The organism is Ramlibacter sp. G4-7, assembly GCF_057784995.1.
This window is the reverse complement of record NZ_JBYNTT010000025.1, coordinates 1-19,531: the sequence shown is the minus strand read 5'-3', so window position 1 is coordinate 19,531 and position 19,531 is coordinate 1. Positions and strand designations below refer to the sequence as shown.

The window sequence follows — 19,531 nt, the reverse complement described above, 5'->3', positions numbered from 1 at the left end:
CCCCAACCGAGGAGACACCATGACCGTCAACCGCCGCCAGGCCCTGCAATCCGCCGGGGCCGCCGCCCTGCTCGCCGCCATCGGCCGCGATGCCTTCGCCCAGGCGCAGATCGAAACGACCAAGATCGTCACCGGCTTCGCCGCCGGGGGCACCTCGGACACCACCTGCCGCCGCGTGGCGCAGAGGCTGCAGGGCGACTTCGCGAAGGTGGCGGTGGTCGAGAACAAGACCGGCGCGGGCGGCCAGATCGCCGTCACGACCGTGAAGGCGGCCGCCCCGGACGGCACGACCATCCTGCAGACGCCGACCTCCATCCTCACGATCTATCCGCACATCTACAAGAAGCTGCCGTACGAGCCGCTGGCGGACCTCACGCCGGTGACGCTGGGCTGCGTGTTCGACTTCGGCCTCGCGGTCGGACCCGCGGTGCCCGCCAGCGTGCGCAGCGTCAGCGACTTCGTCAGCTGGGTAAAGGCCAACCCGCAGGGCGGCAACTTCGGGTCGCCCGCGGCCGGGTCCACGCCGCACTTCATCGGCGCGCTGCTCGGCAAGGTCGGCGGCGTGGAACTCAAGCACGCCGCCTACCGCGGCACGCAGCCCGCGATGCTGGACCTCGTGGGCGGCAACATCTCCGCCGTCTCCGGCCCCATCGGCGACCTGACGCAGCACCTGGCCACCGGCAAGGTCCGCCTCCTGGCGACCTCCGGCAGCAAGCGCAGCCGCTTCGCGCCCGACGTCCCCACCTACGCCGAACAGGGCTTCCCGACGCTGACGCACAGCGAGTGGTTCGCCTTCTTCCTGCCGGCCAAGGCCAGCCCCGAGCTCGTCGCGCGCCTGAACGCCTCCATGAAGACGGCGCTGGCCCACAAGGACGTCGTCGACGGCCTGGCCACCTTCGGCCTCGAAGCGATGTCGTCCACGCCGGCGGAACTCACCGACCTGCTGCGCCGCGACACCGCCAAGTGGGCACCCATCGTCAAGCAGGTCGGCTTCACCGCCGAGGGCTGAACCCGGGGAGACCGACCATGAACGCCGTCCTGCAGAACCGCGCACCGGACATGCACCCCGAGGAGTGGGCCGCGCGCGTGCAGCTCGCCGCCGCCTACCGCATCTTCGACATGCTCGGCTGGGCCGAGATGATCTACAACCACATCACGGTGCGGCTGCCCGACAGCGTCACCCGCGGCGAGAAGCAGTTCCTGATCAACCCCTTCGGGCTGCACTACGCCGAGGTCACCGCGAGCAACCTGCTCAAGATCGACGTGCACGGCAACAAGCTGGACGCGCACAACCCGTGGCCGGTGAATCCCGCGGGCTTCACCATCCACGCCGCGATCCACGACAGCATTCCGCAGGCGCACTGCGTGATGCACACGCATACCACCAACGGGCTGGCGGTGGCCTGCACCGAAGGCGGGCTGGCGCAGAACAACTTCTATTCGGCGCAGCTGCACGACATGGTGGCGTACCACGACTTCGAGGGCATCACCATCCACGCCGACGAGGCGCCGCGCCTGCTGGCCAGCCTGGGCGACAAGCCGCTGATGATCCTGCGCAACCACGGGCTGCTGGCGGCCGGCCCCACCCTGCCCCTGACTTTCGTGCGCCTGTGGACGCTGCAGCGCGCCTGCGACATCCAGGTCGCGCAGGCGGCCCTGGGCAAGGCGATCGCCATCCCCGAAGCGGTGGCCAGGAAGACCACGGTCGACTCCTTCCAGTTCGACCAGCGCTTCGGCGCCGGGCAGGACGTCTTCGATGCGATGACACGGATGGTGGAACAGCGCTCGGGCACCAGCTACAAATCATGAAGGTCTGCATCTACGGCGCCGGCGCCATCGGCGGCTGGATCGGGGTGAAGCTCGCGCGCGCGGGCTGCGAGGTGGGCGTCGTGGCGCGTGGCGCCACGCTACAGGCCTTGCAATCCGAGGGGCTGCGCCTGCAGGAAGCCGGCGAGACGCTCACCGTGCCGGTCAAGGCCAGTGCTTCGCCCGCCGACCTCGGCGTGCAGGACCTGGTCGTCGTGGCCGTCAAGGCGCCGGCCATGGCCGATGTCGCGCAAGCCATCCGCCCGCTGCTCGGCACGGACACCATGGTGCTCACCGCCATGAACGGCGTGCCCTGGTGGTTCTTCCAGGGCTTCGGCGGCGACTACCAGGGCCGCAAACTCAAGACGATCGATCCGGAAGGCTCCATCGCGCAAGCCATCCCGGCCAAGCACATCATCGGCTGCGTGGTGCATGCGAGCAACGCGCTGCGCGGCCCCGGCTTCGTGCAGCACCACTTCGGCAAGGGCCTGATCGTGGGCGAGCCGTCCGGGGCGAAGTCGCAGCGGGTGCTGCAACTGGTCGAACTGCTGCGCAAGGCCGGCTTCGACGCCACCTTGTCCGAGCAGATCCAGAAGGACGCCTGGTACAAGCTCTGGGGCAACATGACGGTCAATCCGATCAGTGCGATGACCGGCGCCACCACCGACCTGATCCTCGGCGACGACCTCGTGCGCGGCTTTGTCTCCGCCGTGATGCTGGAGGCGCGCGAGATCGGCGCGCGCATCGGCATCCCGATCGCGCAGACGCCGGAGGACCGGCACCAGGTCACGCGCAAGCTCGGGTCCTTCAAGCCGTCCATGCTGCAGGACGTCGAAGCCGGCAAGCCGGTGGAGATCGATGCGCTGGTGGCGGTGGTGAAGGAGCTCGGCGAAATGACCGGCGTGCCCACCCCTTTCACCGACGCCTTGCTGGGCCTGTCCCGCCTGCACGCCCGCGTGCACGGCCTGTACTGAGATGGCGGCGATCCCGGCGCCGGCGCGCGCCATCAGCGGCGCCGCTTTTGCCACGCTGCTGCTGATCGCCCTGATGATGGGCGCCAACCACGTGGCGGCGCGCATTGCCTTCAACAACGGCGCCGACGTGGCGACCGCCGTCGTCTTCCGCAGCACGGTGACGGCGCTGGTGATCGTCGCGATCCTGGCCTCGCAAGGTGTGCGCGTGCGCTTCACGGCGCGGCACAAGCGCTCCCTGCCCGCGATCGGCCTGCTGATCGGCGTGCAGAGCCTGTGCCTGTATTCCGCGGTCGCGCGGCTGCCGGTGGCGCTGGCGCTGCTGGCCTTCAACACCTACCCGATCTGGACGGCGTTCTGGTCCTTCGTCGTGTACCGCAAGCAGCCGGAGAAAGCGATGCTGGTGGCGATGCCGGTCATCCTGGTCGGCCTCGCGCTGGCGCTGGACGTGTTCGGCGCGACCTCGGGCCTCGGCGCTTCCGGCCAGTGGGCGCGCATCGGCGCCGGCGTGGGCTTCGCGCTCGCGGCCGCGGCGACCTTCGGGCTGGCCCTGGTGCTGACGCAGCACGAAGCGGGCGACGTCGACGGACGCGTGCGCACGGCCACGACCATGTCGATCGCGGGGCTGGTGGCGCTGGTCATGGTCGTGTCGCAAGGCGGCTTCCACCTGCCGACGGCGCCGGCGGGCTGGGGCGGGCTGGCGGCGCTGACCTTCCTCTACGGCACCGCCTTCACCATCATGTTCACCGTGCTGCCGCGCCTGGGCGTGGTCGGCAACTCCGCGATCATGAACGTGGAGCCGGTGTTCGCGCTGGTGCTGGCGTGGCTGATCCTGGGGCAGGCGATCGCGCCCGTGCAGGTGGGCGGGGCCCTGCTGGTGGTGGGGGCGGTGATGGCGCTGGGGCTGCGCAAGAAGTGATCGGAATGGCGCGGTGCGGTTAGCTCCGCTCACCGTCCGCCTCAGCGAACCCCCACCGCCTCCGCTCACTCCACCGCCACCGGCACCCGCGGCGCCAGCGCGCACATCAGCTCGTAGCCCAGCGTCCCGGCGCTGGCGGCGATCTCGTCGATCGTCACGACCGCGCCATTCGAGGCGCGTCCCCACAAGGTGACCTCGCTGCCGAACCCGGCCTCGGGGACGGGGCCCAGGTCCACGGCCACCATGTCCATGCTGACCCGCCCGACCAGGCGCGTGCGCACGCCATCCACCAGCACCGGGGTGCCCGTGGTGCAGTGCCGCGGGTATCCGTCCGCATAGCCGCAGGCCACGACGCCGATGCGCACCGGCGCCTCGGCGGTGAAACTGGAGCCGTAGCCCACCGTGTCGCCGGCCCGCAATTGCTGCACTGCAAGAATCCGGCTGGCGAGCGTCATCGTGGGCTGCAACTGCCAGTGCGCGATGTCGTGCTCGGGGAAGTCCGGCGCACTGCCGTACACGGCGATGCCGGGGCGGATCCAGTCGCCGCGCACCGAGGGGTCGGCGGCGTGGCGCAGGGAAGCCGCGCTGTTGGACAGCGAGCGCTCGCCGGGCAGGTCCCGGGTCGTCTCGGCGAACACGCGCAGCTGGTGGGCTATGCCGCGCGGGCCGTCGGCATCGCTGAAATGCGTCATCAGCGAGATCTCCTCCACCTGCGGCAACGCGTCCAGCCGCGCCCAGGCCGAGCGCAGGCGCTGCGGCCCGAAGCCCAGGCGGTTCATGCCCGAGTTCATCTTGAGGAAGACGCGGTGCGGCACCTGCGTCTTGTGCGCGGCCAGCCATTCGATCTGCTCGTCGCAGTGCACCGCGTGCCAGAGCCCCAGGCGCGAACACAGCTCCAGGTCGCGCGGCTCGAACACGCCTTCCAGCAACAGGATGGGGCCGCGCCAGCCGAGGGCGCGCACCCGTTCGGCCTCGGTCAGGTCCAGCAGGGCGAAACCGTCGGCGCCCCGCAACGCGCTGTACACCCGCTCGATGCCGTGGCCGTAGGCGTTGGCCTTGACGACCGCCCAGACCTTCGCGTCGGGGGCGGCGGCGCGCATGCGCTCCAGGTTGTGGCGCAGGGCCTCGGTGTGGATGGTGGCGAGGATGGGACGCGGCATGACGGGGGCTTTCGATGCCATTCTGTCATTACCCAGCGTGATATAACCCCGTGTCCCTGGGAGACAGCACAACCTTGAAGGGCCCCGTCCGCAGGAACAGGGGCCCCGCCTACACACGCACGCATGAAGCGCGGTTTCTACACGATCATGGCGGCGCAGTTCTTCTCGTCGCTTGCCGACAACGCGCTGTTCATTGCGGCGGTCGAACTGCTCAAGTCCTCCCGTGCCGCGCCCTGGCAGGCGGCGGCGCTGGTGCCCATGTTCGCGCTGTTCTATGTGGTGCTGGCTCCCTTCGTCGGCGCCTTTGCCGACGCCAAACCCAAGGGACAGGTCATGTTCTACAGCAACGCCATCAAGGTGGTGGGCTGTCTCATGATGCTGTTCGGCTCGCATCCGCTGCTGGCGTATGCGATCGTGGGCCTGGGCGCAGCCGCCTACTCGCCCGCCAAGTACGGCATCCTCACCGAACTGCTGCCGCCTTCGCAGCTGGTGAAGGCCAACGGCTGGATCGAGGGGCTCACCATCGCCTCCATCATCCTGGGCATCCTGCTGGGCGGCCAGCTCGTGGGCCACGCGCTGTCCTCGCGCATGCTCGCGCTGGACCTCCCCCTCCTCACCACCGGTGTCGACACGCCGCCCGAAGCCGCGATCTCGGTCCTGATCTTCGTGTACGCCCTGGCGGCCTGGTTCAACACACGCATCCCGCGCACCGAAGTCGAGATGCGGCCGCTGCCCAAGAACCCGCTGGAACTGGTGCCGGACTTCTGGAGCTGCAACGGCCGGCTGTGGCACGACCGCCTCGGCCAGATCTCGCTGGCGACCACGACGCTGTTCTGGGGGGTGAGCGGCAACCTGCGCTACATCATCCTCGCGTGGAGCGCCGCCGCCCTGGGCTACAGCACGACCCAGGCCTCCTCGCTGAGCGGCGTCGTCGCGCTGGGGACGGCCGTCGGCGCGATTGCCGCATCGATCCGCGTGCGGCTGGACCGTGCGACCAGCGTCATGCCGCTGGGCATCGCGATGGGCCTGCTGGTCGTCTGCATGAACTTCATCGGCAACGCCTGGCTCGCCGCCCCCTTCCTGATCCTCATGGGCGCACTGGGCGGTTACCTGGTCGTGCCGATGAACGCGCTGCTGCAGCACCGCGGCCACAACCTGATGGGCGCCGGGCGGTCCATCGCAGTGCAGAACTTCAACGAGCAGGCCTGCATCCTGGGCCTGGGCGCGTTCTACAGCCTGTCGGCCGGCCTGGGCCTGTCCGCGTTCGGCGCGATCACGGCGTTCGGCCTCGTGGTCGCCGGCGTGATGTGGCTGATCCAGCGCTGGCACAAGCGCAACTGCGTCGTGCACAAGGACGAAGTGGATCACCTCCTGGAGATCGCCCGGCACGACAACGTGCATGGCTGAACGCGGTGGCCGGCTGGCGCCGGTGCTGGCGCTGGTCGTCAATGCCTTCGTCTGGGGCTGCTCCTGGTGGCCCTTCCGCTCCCTGCAGGACCAGGGCATGCATGCCCTGTGGTCCACCGCCCTCGTCTACCTGGTGGCCTTCGTCGGCTTCACGCTGCTGCGGCCCGCGGCCTTGCCGGAGCTCCTGCGCACGCCGGGGCTGTGGCTGCTGGCGCTCGCGGCGGGGCTGACCAACGTCGGCTTCAACTGGGCGGTCAGCATCGGCGACGTCGTGCGCGTGGTGCTGCTGTTCTACCTGATGCCCGCCTGGTCGGTGCTGCTCGCCTGGCTGCTGCTGGGGGAGCGGCCGTCGGCGGCGGGTCTGGGCCGGCTGCTGCTGGCGCTGGCAGGCGTCGCCACCGTGCTGGATACGGCCGGCACCGGCCTGCCCTGGCCGCGCGTGCTGCCCGAGTGGCTGGCGCTGGCGGGCGGCTTCAGCTTCGCGCTCACCAACGTCATGCTGCGCCGCCTCAATTTCGTGACCGCCGGCTCGCGGGTGCTCGCCATGTTCGGCGGCGGCATGCTGCTGGCCGGCGGCGTCGCCTTCGCCGGCACGCAACACGGCGGCATCGCGCCGCTGCCCATGCTGCATGGCAGCGGCTGGCTGCTGGCGCTCCTGCTTGCCGCGGGATTCCTGGCCGCCAACCTCGCCTTGCAGTACGGCGCCTCGCGCCTGCCGGCGCACACGACCGCCCTGGTCATGCTGTCCGAGGTGGTGTTCGCCAGCCTCTCCTCGGTGGCGCTGGGCGCGGCGCAGCTCACGCCCCGCACCCTGGCCGGCGGCGCGCTGATCCTCGGGGCCGCCGCCTGGTCGGCCTGGCCTCGCGCCCGCGGGCGTGGCGGCGCACAATAGCCGCATGGCCAGCGTCTACGACTTCGAAGCGCAGCGCATGGGCGGGCAGCCCGTGCCCCTGTCGCAGTTCCGCGGCAAGCCCTTGCTGATCGTCAACACCGCCAGCGCCTGCGGCTTCACGCCGCAATTCGCCGGCCTGGAGGAACTGCATCGCCGCTACGGCGAGCGCGGACTGGTGGTGCTGGGGTTTCCCTGCAACCAGTTCGGCCACCAGGACCCGGGCAGCAACGAGGAGATCGCAAGCTTCTGCCAGGTGAACTACGGCGTGAGCTTCCCGATGATGCAGAAGACGGATGTCAACGGCGCCGAGGCGCATCCGCTCTATCGCTGGCTCACCGCCGAAGCGCCGGGGCTGCTCGGCTCCAAGGCGATCAAGTGGAACTTCACGAAGTTTCTGGTGGGCAAGGACGGCCACGTCCTCAAGCGCTATGCGCCACAGGACGCGCCGCAGAAGCTGGCGAAGGACATCGAGGCGGCGCTGGCGGCCTGAGCGCCCATTGCTGGGGTTCGCGTCCCCTCGCCGGCCGCGGCGTGCGCTGCGCTTTGCGCCGCCACCCTGCGCGAACCGGGCGGGCGCCCTGCGCCCACGCCAGCCACGCACCACCCCTTTACCCCGCCAGCGCCTCGTCCAGCAGTTCCACCCAGTGCCTCACCGGCAACGCCGTCCCGCCTTGCAAGTGCTGGATGCACCCGATGTTCGCCGACAGGATCGCCTGCGGCTGCAGCGCGTCCAGGTGTCCCAGCTTGCGGTCGCGCAAGGTGTGCGCGATGTCCGGGTGCAGCACGGAATAGGTGCCGGCCGAGCCGCAGCACAGGTGCGATTCGTTCAGCGCGACGCGCACCGTGAAGCCCAGGGCGGACAGGCCCTGCTCGACGCCACCGCGCAGCTTCTGCCCGTGCTGCAAGGTGCACGGCGGGTGGTAGGCGAAGGTGCCGGGCCGCGCCTTCACCTTGTCCCGCAGCGCCGGCACGAGGTCCGGCAGCAGCTCGCTCAGGTCACGCGTGAGGGCGGCTATGCGCCGGGCCTTCTGCGCGTAGGCAGTGTCGTGCTGCAGGTAGTGCCCGTACTCGCGCACGGTCACGCCGCAGCCCGAGGCGTTCATCACGATCGCCTCGACTTCGCCGCGCTCCACGGACGGCCACCAGGCGTCGATGTTGCGGCGCATCTGTTCGCGGCCGGCGTCCTGCTCGTTCAGGTGGAACTTCAGCGCGCCGCAGCAACCCGCCTGCGGCGCGACCACCGCCTGGATGCCGGCCGCATCGAGCACGCGCGCCGTGGCGCTGTTGATGTTGGGCATCATGGCCGGCTGCACGCAGCCGGCGAGCAGCAGCACCTTGCGCGCATGCCCGCGCGTGGGCCAGTTCCCCGCGTCCTGCTTCGCGGGCACCTTCTCGCGCAGTCGACCCGGCAGCAGCCCGCGCATCGCCTGGCCCAGCTTCATGGCCGGAGCGAACAGCGGCGACGTCAGCCCCGCGCCCAGGCTCCAGCGCAAGGCCCGCGACGGTGCGCCGCGCGGCACCTTGCGATCGACGATGTCGCGGCCGATGTCCACCAGGCGCCCGTAGTCCACGCCGCTCGGGCAGGTGCTCTCGCAGTTACGGCAGGTCAGGCAGCGGTCCAGGTGCAGCTGCGTCTTGCGCGTGGGCTGCGCGCCTTCGAGCACCTGCTTCATGAGGTAGATGCGGCCCCGCGGTCCGTCGAGCTCGTCGCCCAGCACCTGGTAGGTCGGGCAGGTCGCGGTGCAGAAGCCGCAGTGCACGCACTTGCGCAGGATGGCTTCGGCCTCCTCGCCTTCGGGCGTGCCCAGGAATTCCGGGGAAAGAGATGTCTGCATCAGGAGTCCGGGTACAGCCGGCCGCGGTTGAAGATGCCCGCGGGGTCGAACTGCTGTTTCAGTCGTTGGTGGAGCGCGGCAAGGGCAGGGGCGAGCGGCGTGAAGCGGCGCGAGGCATCGGTGCGCGAAGTGCGGAACAGGGTTGCGTGACCGCCTGCTCGCACCGCGGCCTCCCGCAGGCGGGCAGCATCGTCGGCGGAAGCGCCCACCCAGCGCTGGCCGCCATGCCACTCGACGAGCGGCGGCTCGGGCAGTTCCAGCACCGGCGCAGTCTGCGGCACCGACAGGCGCCAGAGCTCCCGCCCCGCGCCGGCAGCGAACCAGGGCAGGCTCTGCTCGCGCAAGGCGGCCCACAGCGCGGCGGCATCCTCCAGGCGTTCGCCACCCAGCACACGGCAGGCGGATTCGACGGCGGCCCCGGCGCCGCGCAGGCGCAGGTACAGCGTGCCGGCGCCCTCTTCCTCCAGCCAGCAGCTCGCATTGAGCGGCAAGGGCTGCCCGCCCCAGGCGTTCAGGCGCTGCAGGGCCTCGGCCTGAGACAGCCGGAAGCGCAAGCTGGCTTCCGCCGTCGGGACCGGCAGCACCTTCAGGCTCACTTCGGTGAGGAGCCCCAGCGTGCCGAGGGCGCCGGCCATGAGGCGCGACACGTCGTAGCCCGCCACGTTCTTCATCACCTGGCCGCCGAAGACAAGTGACTCGCCGCGCCCGTTGACCATCTGCACGCCCAGCACGAAATCCCGCACGGACCCGGCGCTCGCACGCGCCGGGCCCGCCAGCCCGGCGGCCACCATGCCACCCACGGTGGCGCCCGGCGCGAAATGCGGCGGCTCGAACGGCAGGCACTGGCCGCTGGCGGCCAGCACCTGTTCCAGGTCCGCCAGCGGCGTGCCCGCGCGCACCGTCACCACCAGCTCGCTGGGCTCGTAGCTGACGATGCCGGACAGCGACCGCGTGTCCAGCGGCTCGCCTTCCAGCCGCTCCCCGTAGAAGTCCTTGCTGCCGCCGCCGCGGATGCGCAGCGGCGTACCCGCGGCGGCGGCGACGCGGACGCGGTCCTGGACTTCGGCGATCAGGGCTTCCATGGGCGGCGATGTTACGGCGCGCCGGCGCGGCATCCCGCCGCACCGGGCTTGAAATGATTTGCGCTCAGTCGATGAAGAAATTGGCGGGCAGGCCCGGAACCTCCACCCGCGCGGCAAGAACGCAGCCGGAGTGCGGGAAGGCGGCGAGTTCCTCCGCCGGCCGCCCCTGGCGCGCGCTGGTGAGGTACAGGCTGCGTCCGTCCCGGCCGCCGAAGCAGGGCATGGTGGGGCAGCGCAGCGGCACCTCGAAGGCGGCCAGCACCTCGCCGCCCGGCGACAGGCGCAGCACGCGCCCGCCTTCGAACATCGCCACCCAGTAGCAGCCTTCCGCGTCGACGGCGGCGCCGTCCGGCCGGCCTTCGTAACCGGGCTGCCCCGGCTTCCAGCCGGCGGGCTTGTCGGCAAAGCGCCGGAACACGCGGTGCCTGCGCATCACGTTGGCGCGTGCCTCCCAGTCCCAGGCATGGATCGTATGGGCCGCCGTGTCGCTCCAGTAGAGCGTGTGCTGGTCCGGAGACCACGCCAGGCCGTTGGCGCTGGTCGCGTTGTGCGCCTTCAGTTGCACGATCGGCTTGCCGCGCTCGCCGTTGTCCGGGCGGCAGTCCACGCTGTAGAGATCGGCCTTGCGCGCGTCCTTTGGTTCGTAATAGGTGCCGGCCCAGAAGCGCCCGGCCGGGTCGGCCTTGCCGTCGTTGAAGCGCGTGGTGGCGCCATGCTGGAAGCGCACGATGGGCTCCAGCGCGCCGGCCCAGCCCCGCGCGCGGTAGACGCCGTCGCGCAAGGCGAGCACCAGTCCGCCGCCGGCCGCCGGCGCGATGCAGCCGGGCTCCTGCGGCAAGGACCAGGCCTCCTGCGTGCCGCCGGCCGGATGCCAGCGGCGCACCCGGCGGCCCGGGATGTCGACCCAGTACAGGCGCTGCTCCCGTGGATGCCAGAACGGTGACTCGCCCACGCCGTCGGGCCCGGCCACGGCGAGCTCCCAATTCATGCGGGGTCCTCCAGCGCGATCGCCACCTCGGCGAGCAGCGATTCACCCGGCTGCAGCAGCGCCACGCCGAGGTCGGCCGCGGACGCCCCCGAGGCATAGAGGTGCACGGCGTTGGGCGAGTGGCTGGCCGGCACGAGCAGCAGGCCGTCGTCCTGCAGCGCCACGCACAGGCGCGTGAGCCCGGAGCGCAGCGCCAGGCGCGCGGGACCGCCACCCACCGCGAGCGCGCCGTCCCAGCCTTCGAAGCAAAGCTGCGCGGGGATGTGGTCGATCGCGCCGGCCAGCCCCGCGTCGGCGCTGCGGTGCGCCGGCAGGAAGTCGGCATCGAACACGCAGTGCGCCGTTGCGCGGGCGTCCACGCGTGCGCCTTTCCACCGCGGCAGCGCGATGCGCCAGCCGAGCCCGGCCGGCGCCGCCTGTCGCGACTGGTTGGTCAGCGCCAGCGTCAATTCCAGGCCGGAAGGCCGCAGCCGCACGGTGTGCGAGCAGTCGAAGGCGAACGGCCAGGAGGCGGCCGAACGGTGCTCGTAAGCCAGCATGGCGTAGCTGTCGTCGCCATCGAGCACGGACCATGGCCGCTGCCAGGCCAGCCCCTGGATCGACAGCGGCGGGTCGCCCGCGTGCCGCACCAGTGGCTGCTGGGTGCCGCGCCAGACCACCTCGGCATGCCCGATGCGGTTGGAAAAAGGCACGAGCGGGCGGACACCGTCTCCGGACAGCATGGCCTGGCCGTCACGCCACAGCCCGGTGACGGCACCGCCTTGCTCGGGCGCGAGTTCACAGCGCAGCCTGCCGGCCCGCAGTTCGATCATGGGCTTGTCTCCTGGTCCTGCCTTTCCATTGTGCACGGCAGGGCGCGTCCTTGGCCCAAGGTCCAAGTTGCCCGACCGTGCCGCGGCTGTCCAGAATGCCCGCGGGACCGGAGGAACCCGAACGATGCGCCTGGACCCCCAGATCTCGCTGCTGGCTGCCCTGTTGGTGCTGCTCGTTGGCACCCTGCTGAACCGGCGCATCGGCCTGCTGGCGCGCTACAACATCCCCGACCCGATCACCGGCGGACTGCTGTTCGCCGTCGTGGCCTCGGTCGTTGCCAGCGCCGGCGGCGGCCACGTGGCCATCGACCAGACCCTCAAGCCGCTGCTGCTCCTGTTGTTCTTCGCCGGCGTCGGCATGGGCGCCGACCTGCGCCTGCTGGGGCGCGGCGGCAAGGCGCTGGCGATCTTCCTGGTCGTCCTTTTCCCCTACATCCTGGTGCAGAACGCGGTGGGCGTCGCCGGCGCGCTGGGGCTGGACCTGCATCCCATCTTCGGGCTCGTCTCGGGCTCCATCACGCTGGTGGGCGGGCACGGCACGGGCGCCGCGTACGCGGAGCGCTTCGCCGACGTGAACAACCTGCAGTCGGTGATGGACCTGTCCATGACCGTGGCGACGCTGGGCCTGATCATCGGGGGCATCATCGCCGGCCCCGTGGCGCAGTACCTGATCACGCGCAACGGCCTGCGCTCGGAAGCGGCGCAGGACGCCGCGGCCGAGGGGGACCGGGTCGAGCCGGAGAAGGTGACCAGCGTCGGCGTGGTGGGCGCGCTGGCGGGGATGCTGGCGGCCGTGCTCGCCGGCCAGTGGCTCGCGTCGCGCTTCTCCGGCGGCGCCATCACCGTGCCGGCCTTCCTGTGGTGCATGTTGCTGGGCGTCGCGATCCGCAACCTCGGGCCCTTCGTCGGCCTGCGCTTCGACGACCGTGCTTCGGACCTCATCGCCGGTGTCTGCCTGTCGCTCTTCCTGGTGATGACCATGATGGCGCTGGACCTGGTGGAGGTGGCGCTCGCAGCCGGCCCGCTGCTGCTGATCCTCGCGCTGCAGGTCCTGGTCATCGTCCTGTACGCGCTCGTCGTCTGTTTTCGCTTCATGGGCAGGGACTACGAGGCAGCCGTGACCTGCGCCGCCTTCATCGGCTTTTCCATGGGATCCACCGCGACGGCCATGGCCAACATGCAGGCGATCACCTCGCGCTACGGGCCGGCGCCGCAGAGCTATCTCATCGTGCCGCTGGCCGGCGCCTTCTTCATCGACCTGATGAACGCCTTCCTGCTGACGCTGACGCTGTCGCTGCCGTTCATGGGCGGGGGCTGAGATGGCGCGCCTGCTGCTCGTCACCATGGTGCTGATGCTGGCCGCCTGTGGCGCCGAACCGGACACCCAGGCGCTGCGCAGCGATGTCGAGGCGCGGATTGCCCAGGCGCTTCCCGGGGGCGCGCTCGTGGTGCAGGAACTGACGCGCCGCGGCTCGCAGCGGGACCGCAAGGGCCCGCCCGGCGAGACCCGCCGCATCGTCTATTTCGATGCCGAACTGCGCCTGGCACGCGACATGGACTTCGGCGCCTGGGACGCCCCGGGCGTGGCCGGCCTGGTGTCGGCGCTGGGCGCGGGACCGAAGGGCGTGAGCGGCATCGCGTCCGGCGGCAACAAGGCCGGCGACGTCGTGGTGGCGCACGGCACCGCGCTGTACAAGCGCGAAGGCGAACGATGGGTGGCGGTGGCCGGCGGCGGCTTCCGTCCGGCGCAGGCGCCCGCGTACGCGACCAACATGCCCTCCGGCCCCGCTGCCATGCTGGACGAGATGCGAAAGGTGATCGAGTCGATCCCCAAGGAGACGGCGCCCGCTTCCCTGGCCGTCGTGCAGGAGGAGCTGACCGCCGCGCAGGCGGCCATCCGCGCGCGGCTCGCGCGCGCGAATTCGGGCTACGCGATCGCCGCCGGGCCCGAGCATGGCCAGTACCTGCGCTTCGCGCGCGCCCTCGCGCAAGCGGGCCCCGAACGCGTGGTTCCACTGGTCACGCGTGGCGGCGAGGAAAACCTGGACCTGCTGCGCGAGGGCCGGGTGCAGCTGGCGCTGGCACAGGCCGACGCCGCGCTGGCTGCCTACGAAGGCAGCGGCCCCTTCCAGCAGCGCGGGCCGGCACCGGCGCTGCGCGCCATCGGCAGCCTCTACCCGGAAGCGGTGCACGTGCTGGCGCGCTCCGACGCGCCCTTCGCCAGCCTCTCGGACCTGCGCGGCCGCCGCATTGCCATCGGCGTGCCCGGCGCCGCCTCGCGCACGACGGTGCTGCGGGTGCTGGAGGCGCACGGCATGTCCCTGCGCGATTTCCAGCCGCGCGAGCTGGCCCTGGCCGATGCGATGGTCGCGCTGGGCCGGCGCGAGCTCGATGCCGTGTTGCAGGTGATCGGCGTGCCGGCGGACAGCGTGCGGGACGCGCTTGCCGAAGTGCCTCTGAAGTTGCTGCCGCTGAACGACCGGGCAATCGCGCAGCTCGCAGCCGCACGCCGCGGCCTGTTCGCGCACACGATCCCGGCGGGCAGCTACCCCACGCAGCCGCGCGAGGTGCGGACCGTCGCCACGGCGGCCCTGCTGCTCGCGAGCGCGGAACTGTCGGAGACGGAGGTGGGGCACCTGACGCGCTTCGTGTTCCAGAAAGGCCGCGACTTCGCCGCGGCGGGCAGCGCCCAGGGCCTGCAGGTCTCCGAGGCCACCGCCCGCCAGGGACTCACCGTGCCACTGCACACAGCGGCGGCGCGGGCCTTGGCTCCCGCCTCCGCGCCGGCCGCAGTGCCACCAGCGAGCGCCGCGCGCTGACGCGCCGGGACGGGGTTCCCCCTTGTCCAGCAAGGGTGATCCTTGCGCACAGAAACCTGCTCTTCGGCGCCAAGCGCTTGGACACGCTCGCTCCCGTGCTCCCGAAGCAGGAGCGGTGCGATGGAATAAACCGTCGCTTTTCGATCCGCCGCCAACCGCCACACTGCGCTCCGAGGCACCGCGCTGGCGGACCTCGCATCCGGGGACTCGCAGGAGCAGACCCCCGGTGCCGTCGTCTTTTCCACCCTACCAGGAGACAAGCATGGCAGTCATCACGGGCACACCCGGCGCCGACTTCTTGTTCGGCACCGAGGAGAACGACACCATCACCGGGCTCGGCGGCGACGACGTCCTGAACGGCGCCGGCGGCGCCGACCAGATCGACGGCGGCGCGGACAACGACAGCTTGCAGGGAGACAGCTTCGGCTTCTTCACCGGCAAGGGCGCCGACACGCTGACCGGCGGCGCCGGCAACGACAACTTCGAGTTCTCGGTGTTCGACGGCGACTCGACGATCGGGACGCTGGACCTCGTGCGCGACTTCCAGGGTGCCGGCGTGGCCGGCGGCGACAACCTCGTGCTGCGCCCCTCCTTCTTCGTGACGGGTCCGCGCCTGAGTTTCGGCGGCGCGCGCGCCGCGACGGCCCTGGGCGCGACCCTCGGCGTCGCCGGCGATGGCGTCGCGGCCATTTTCCATACCGTCTCGGGATCCAGCACGACGGTCTTCGGCGACACCAACGACAACGGCATCTACGACGCGGACGACTTCACCCTGCGCCTGAGCGGCCGGCAGAACCTCATCGCCTCGGATTTCGGCGACACGCGGTTCGTGATCGCGGGCACGAACGGCAATGACACCATCAATGGCACGGCGGCCGGCGAGGAGATTCTGGCCCTGGGCGGCAACGACGTCGTGAACGCGCTGGGGGGTGCGGACCGCGTCGACGGCGGCAGCGGCGACGACGTCGTCCATGGTGGCGATGGAGACGACCAGGGCGACTTTCCCGGCGACATCGCCCTGCTGGGGGGCGATGGCAACGACCAGGTGTTCGGCGACGCGGGCAACGACAGCGCGGACGGCGGGGCCGGCAACGATCTCGTCAGCGGCGGGGACGGAGACGACGTCGTGTTCGGCGGATCCGGCGACGACCAGGTGTCAGGCGGCAGCGGCCTCGACTTCGTGCAGGGCGGCGAAGGCAACGACCAGCTCGATGGCGGCGACGGCGATGACGCGCTCAACGGCGGCAGCGGCAACGACACGTTGGTCGGCGGCGCGGGGGACGATACCCTCAGCGGCGACGACACCTTCTCGGGCATTCTCGGCGCCGACGTCCTCACCGGCGGTGCCGGCACCGATTCGTTTGCCTGGCACGTCAGCAGCACCAACTCCACGTCGGCGGTGCAGGACCGGGTGACGGACTTCGAGGGTGCCGGGGTCGCGGGCGGTGACGTGATCGTGCTGCGCCTGCCATCCTTTCCGCAGCTGCAACTGAGCTTCGGCGGCAACCGGCCGCTGCCGGCGCCTGGCGCGGGCATCGGCACCGCGAACGACGGATTGGCCGCGCTCTACTACGCGTTCGCCGCGGGCGACACCATCATCTTCGCCGACTCGAACGACGACGGCGTCTTCCAGTCCAGCGACTTCTCGGTTCGGCTGGACGGGCTTCACAACCTGGTGCAGACGGACTTCCGGCTGACCAATGACAGCGGAGACACCAGCTTCGTCATCGCAGGCACTGCCGCTGCGGACACCCTCAACGGAACCGAAGGAAACGACACGATCTTCGGCCTCGGCGGCAACGACACGATCAACGGAAATGGCGGCAATGACCGCGTCGACGGCGGCGACGGCGGCGACACCATCAACGGCGGCGCCGGAGACGACAACCTGAGCGGCGGCGCCGGGGGGGATACGGTGAGCGGCGGCCTGGGCAACGACGTGCTCAGCGGAGGTGCCGGCAACGACGCCCTGAACGGCAACGACGGCATCGACCGCATCACCGGCGGCGACGGCAACGACGTCATCGATGGCGGCGCCGGCCGCGACACCGTGCTGGCCGGCGGAGCGGGCAACGACGTGGTGCGCGGCGGGGATGGCAACGACACGCTCGACGGCGACGACGGCAGCGACGTTCTCAGCGGCGGCAACGACAATGACGTGCTCTTCGGCGGCGACGGGGACGACACCCTCAACGGCGATGCCGGCAATGACGAGATCTTCGGGGGCTTCGGCAACGACCAGCTCAATGGCGGCGCCGGCGACGACGAACTCGAGGGCGAGGAAGGCACGGACACCGTCACGGGCGGAAGCGGCGTCGACCAGTTCAATTTCAACGCAGGCAGCTTCCAGCCCGACTCGGTGCTGGCGGCCCAGGACGTCGTCACCGATTTCCAGGGTGCAGGCGCAGCCGGCGGGGACGTGCTGCGCCTGCGCGGCGACAGCTTCGCCTTCATCGGCAACCTGGGCATCAACCCGAACGCCGGCGCTGCGTTACCGGGGGCCGGTGATGGCGTGACGCAACTCGGATATGCGCAGCGCGGCGGCAGCACCTACCTCATCGCCGACAGCAACGACGATGGCGTGCTGAACGCCAGTGACTTCGTAGTGCGCTTCCAGGGCAGCCACAACTTCACCGTCGACGACTTCACCGGCACCGATTTCGTCATCGCCGGCAGCAACGGCAACGACGTGATCTCCGGAACCGAAGGCGACGACCGCATCTTTGCCGCCGGCGGCAACGACCAGGTGTTCGCGCTCGGCGGCAACGACGAGGTCCACGGCGGGGCGGGGGACGACTTCATCGACGGCGGCCCCGGCGGCTTCGACAACCTCTTCGGCGACGATGGCAGCGACACGCTCACCCTCGCGAACAGCGACGGCGGCGGGACCGCGGACGGAGGGGCCGGCAACGACATCCTGTTCGGCAGCGACACGTCCTTCGGCAACTTCGACAACACGCTGAACGGCGACGCGGGAGACGACGTGCTGAACGCAGGCGCGGTGGGGTCGACCCTGAACGGCGGCACGGGCGCCGACCGGCTGGTGAGCGGCGCCGCCGACGACCAGATGAGCGGCGGCTTCGGGGCGGACCTGGCGCAGGACCTCTTCGTCTACACCGGCACGCAGCGCTGGAACACGGAGGGCAGCTTCTCCGGCGACACGATTTTCGACTTCGAGGACGGGGTCGACCGGATCGACCTGCGCGGCAGCGGCCTCACGCTGGCCGACCTCACGATCGTCAACGACGACTTCCAGACGACCATCACGTCCGACCGCGGCCAGATCACCCTGTTCGAGAGCTTCGACCAGCCGGCGACCATCACGGGCGACGACTTCCTGTTCGGCTCATAAAAAAAAGGGCCCGCGCGAGCGGGCCCAACATCCAAAGGAGATCCTTGCTGCTCGCGCGGCGTCCGCCGTGCCTGGCAGGCGCCGCTTGCCTCCTGAATCAGCGGTTGTAGGCGGTCTCGCCGTGGCTGGTGATGTCCAGGCCCTCGCGCTCGTCCTCTTCGGACACGCGCAGGCCGATCAGCAGGTTGACGACCTTGTAGGCGATCAAGGCCACCACGCCGGACCAGACGATGGTGGTCAGCACGCCCTGGAACTGGATCCAGACCTGGCTGCCGATCGAGTAGTCGGGGTTCACCTTGTTGGCCACGTAGTCGTAGACACCCGTGCCGCCCAGCGAAGGCGAGGCGAACACGCCGGTCAGCAGCGCGCCCAGGATGCCGCCCACGCCGTGGACGCCGAACACGTCCAGCGCGTCGTCGGCGCCCAGCAGGCGCTTGAGGCCGTTGACGCCCCACAGGCAGATGAAGCCGGCCAGCCCGCCGATGACGAGGGAGCCCATCACGCCGACGAAGCCGCAGGCGGGGGTGATGGCCACCAGGCCGGCAACGGCGCCGGAGGCCGCACCCAGCATGGAGGCCTTGCCCTTGGTCAGCGCCTCACCGGCGATCCAGGCGAGGGTCGCGGCCGCGGTGGCGAACAGCGTGTTGGCAAAGGCCAGGGCAGCGGTGCCGGTGGCTTCCAGGTTGGAGCCGGCGTTGAAGCCGAACCAGCCCACCCACAGCAGCGCGGCACCGACCATCGTGAGGGTCAGGCTGTGCGGCGTGAGCGATTCCTTGCCGTAGCCGATGCGCTTGCCCACCAGGTAGGCGCCCACCAGGCCGGCGACACCGGCGTTGATGTGCACCACGGTGCCGCCCGCGAAGTCCAGGGCGCCCTTGGCCCACAGCCAGCCGCCTGCGGCCGTCACGGTGTCGAGCGACTTGGCGTCGGTGATCGCGTCCGGGCCGTCCCAGTACCAGACCATGTGGGCGATCGGCAGGTAGGCGAAGGTGAACCAGATCGCGCAGAACAGCAGCACCGCGGAGAACTTGATGCGCTCGGCGAAGGAGCCGACGATCAGCGCGCAGGTGATGGCCGCGAAGGTTGCCTGGAAGGCCACGAAGCTCAACTCCGGGATCACCACGCCCTTGCTGAAGGTCGCCGCCACGGAGTCCGGCGTGATCCCCGAGAGGAAGATCTTGCTGAAGCCGCCCATGAACGGGTTCGCCGCCGTGAACGCCACGCTGTAGCCGTAGATGGCCCACAGCACGAAGATCATGCACGCGACCACCATGACCTGCATCAGCACCGACAGCATGTTCTTGCTGCGGACCAGGCCGCCGTAGAACAGCGCCAGGCCGGGCACGATCATCAGCAGCACCAGCACGGTGGCCACCGTCATCCAGGCGGTGTCGCCCTTGTTCGGCGTGGGGGCCGGCGCCGCGGTGGCGGCGGCGGGAGCCGCGGCAGCGGTGGCAGCCGCCGGAGCGGCCGCGGCCGCAGGAGCCG

Annotated in this window: 16 protein-coding genes; 10 read left to right on the top strand and 6 right to left on the bottom strand. The window is 70.6% G+C overall.

Features of this window, described 5'->3' with window-relative positions; all coding sequences use genetic code 11:
* Window positions 1-19 precede the first annotated feature (19 nt).
* Genes AC3EGR_RS23645 through AC3EGR_RS23630 form a run of 4 tightly spaced genes read left to right on the top strand, consistent with a single transcriptional unit; the run spans window position 20 to window position 3,696 of the window.
* Window positions 20-1,009, top strand: a complete 990-nt coding sequence (locus AC3EGR_RS23645) for a Bug family tripartite tricarboxylate transporter substrate binding protein (protein ID WP_488548986.1) — start codon at window positions 20-22, stop codon at window positions 1,007-1,009.
* Between the two features lie 17 nt (window positions 1,010-1,026).
* Entirely contained in the window at window positions 1,027-1,809 is a 783-nt protein-coding gene (locus tag AC3EGR_RS23640) for a class II aldolase/adducin family protein (RefSeq protein ID WP_488548985.1), read from the top strand.
* Window positions 1,806-2,780 carry a 2-dehydropantoate 2-reductase gene (locus tag AC3EGR_RS23635; protein WP_488548984.1) on the top strand — a complete coding sequence of 325 codons (975 nt, stop codon included), beginning with the start codon at window positions 1,806-1,808 and terminating at the stop codon, window positions 2,778-2,780. The genes AC3EGR_RS23640 and AC3EGR_RS23635 overlap by 4 nt, the downstream gene beginning before the upstream one ends.
* 1 nt (window position 2,781) lies before the next feature.
* Complete coding sequence (locus AC3EGR_RS23630) at window positions 2,782-3,696, top strand: EamA family transporter (RefSeq protein ID WP_488548983.1); 915 nt, start codon at window positions 2,782-2,784, stop codon at window positions 3,694-3,696.
* Window positions 3,697-3,761: 65 nt separating this feature from the next.
* Here AC3EGR_RS23630 and alr read toward each other — a convergent pair whose 3' ends face one another.
* Window positions 3,762-4,856, bottom strand: a complete 1,095-nt coding sequence (gene alr / locus AC3EGR_RS23625; RefSeq protein ID WP_488549025.1) for an alanine racemase — start codon at window positions 4,854-4,856, stop codon at window positions 3,762-3,764.
* A 123-nt stretch (window positions 4,857-4,979) separates the two neighbouring features.
* On the opposite strand from alr, the gene lplT reads away from it, so the two are divergent.
* From lplT to AC3EGR_RS23610, 3 genes are read left to right on the top strand one after another with little or no spacing between them, the layout of a single operon-like run.
* The gene (lplT, locus tag AC3EGR_RS23620) at window positions 4,980-6,263 is read left to right on the top strand and encodes a lysophospholipid transporter LplT (RefSeq protein ID WP_488548982.1); all 1,284 of its coding nucleotides are present in this window, start codon (window positions 4,980-4,982) and stop codon (window positions 6,261-6,263) included.
* A complete protein-coding gene (locus AC3EGR_RS23615; RefSeq protein WP_488548981.1) occupies window positions 6,256-7,155 on the top strand; it encodes a DMT family transporter in 900 nt (299 codons plus the stop codon). The genes lplT and AC3EGR_RS23615 overlap by 8 nt, the downstream gene beginning before the upstream one ends.
* A 4-nt stretch (window positions 7,156-7,159) precedes the next feature.
* Window positions 7,160-7,645, top strand: a complete 486-nt coding sequence (locus AC3EGR_RS23610) for a glutathione peroxidase (protein WP_488548980.1) — start codon at window positions 7,160-7,162, stop codon at window positions 7,643-7,645.
* Between the two features lie 118 nt (window positions 7,646-7,763).
* Here AC3EGR_RS23610 and glcF read toward each other — a convergent pair whose 3' ends face one another.
* The 4 genes from glcF to AC3EGR_RS23590 form a co-directional block, all read right to left on the bottom strand.
* Window positions 7,764-8,990, bottom strand: coding sequence for a glycolate oxidase subunit GlcF (gene glcF, locus AC3EGR_RS23605; RefSeq protein ID WP_488548979.1), 1,227 nt, complete (start codon window positions 8,988-8,990; stop codon window positions 7,764-7,766).
* Window positions 8,990-10,072 (bottom strand): glycolate oxidase subunit GlcE, encoded by a 1,083-nt coding sequence (glcE, locus tag AC3EGR_RS23600; protein ID WP_488548978.1) that lies wholly within the window; start codon window positions 10,070-10,072, stop codon window positions 8,990-8,992. The genes glcF and glcE overlap by 1 nt, the downstream gene beginning before the upstream one ends.
* Window positions 10,073-10,136: 64 nt before the next feature.
* Window positions 10,137-11,060 (bottom strand): SMP-30/gluconolactonase/LRE family protein, encoded by a 924-nt coding sequence (locus tag AC3EGR_RS23595; protein WP_488548977.1) that lies wholly within the window; start codon window positions 11,058-11,060, stop codon window positions 10,137-10,139.
* Window positions 11,057-11,872: an aldose epimerase family protein gene (locus AC3EGR_RS23590; RefSeq protein ID WP_488548976.1), complete on the bottom strand. Its 816-nt coding sequence runs from the start codon at window positions 11,870-11,872 to the stop codon at window positions 11,057-11,059. Before AC3EGR_RS23590 ends, AC3EGR_RS23595 begins: the two co-directional genes overlap by 4 nt.
* Window positions 11,873-11,996: 124 nt before the next feature.
* Between AC3EGR_RS23590 and gltS the strand changes: the two genes are divergently transcribed.
* The 3 genes from gltS to AC3EGR_RS23575 all read left to right on the top strand — a co-directional run bounded on the left by gltS (window position 11,997) and on the right by AC3EGR_RS23575 (window position 18,043).
* Complete coding sequence (gene gltS, locus AC3EGR_RS23585) at window positions 11,997-13,190, top strand: sodium/glutamate symporter (protein WP_488548975.1); 1,194 nt, start codon at window positions 11,997-11,999, stop codon at window positions 13,188-13,190.
* Window position 13,191: 1 nt separating this feature from the next.
* Window positions 13,192-14,691 (top strand): TAXI family TRAP transporter solute-binding subunit, encoded by a 1,500-nt coding sequence (locus tag AC3EGR_RS23580; RefSeq protein ID WP_488548974.1) that lies wholly within the window; start codon window positions 13,192-13,194, stop codon window positions 14,689-14,691.
* A 262-nt stretch (window positions 14,692-14,953) separates the two neighbouring features.
* Entirely contained in the window at window positions 14,954-18,043 is a 3,090-nt protein-coding gene (locus AC3EGR_RS23575; protein WP_488548973.1) for a hypothetical protein, read from the top strand.
* A 97-nt stretch (window positions 18,044-18,140) separates the two neighbouring features.
* Here AC3EGR_RS23575 and AC3EGR_RS23570 read toward each other — a convergent pair.
* On the bottom strand, window positions 18,141-19,531 hold a 1,391-nt coding region (locus tag AC3EGR_RS23570), incomplete at its 5' end, for an ammonium transporter (RefSeq protein WP_488548972.1).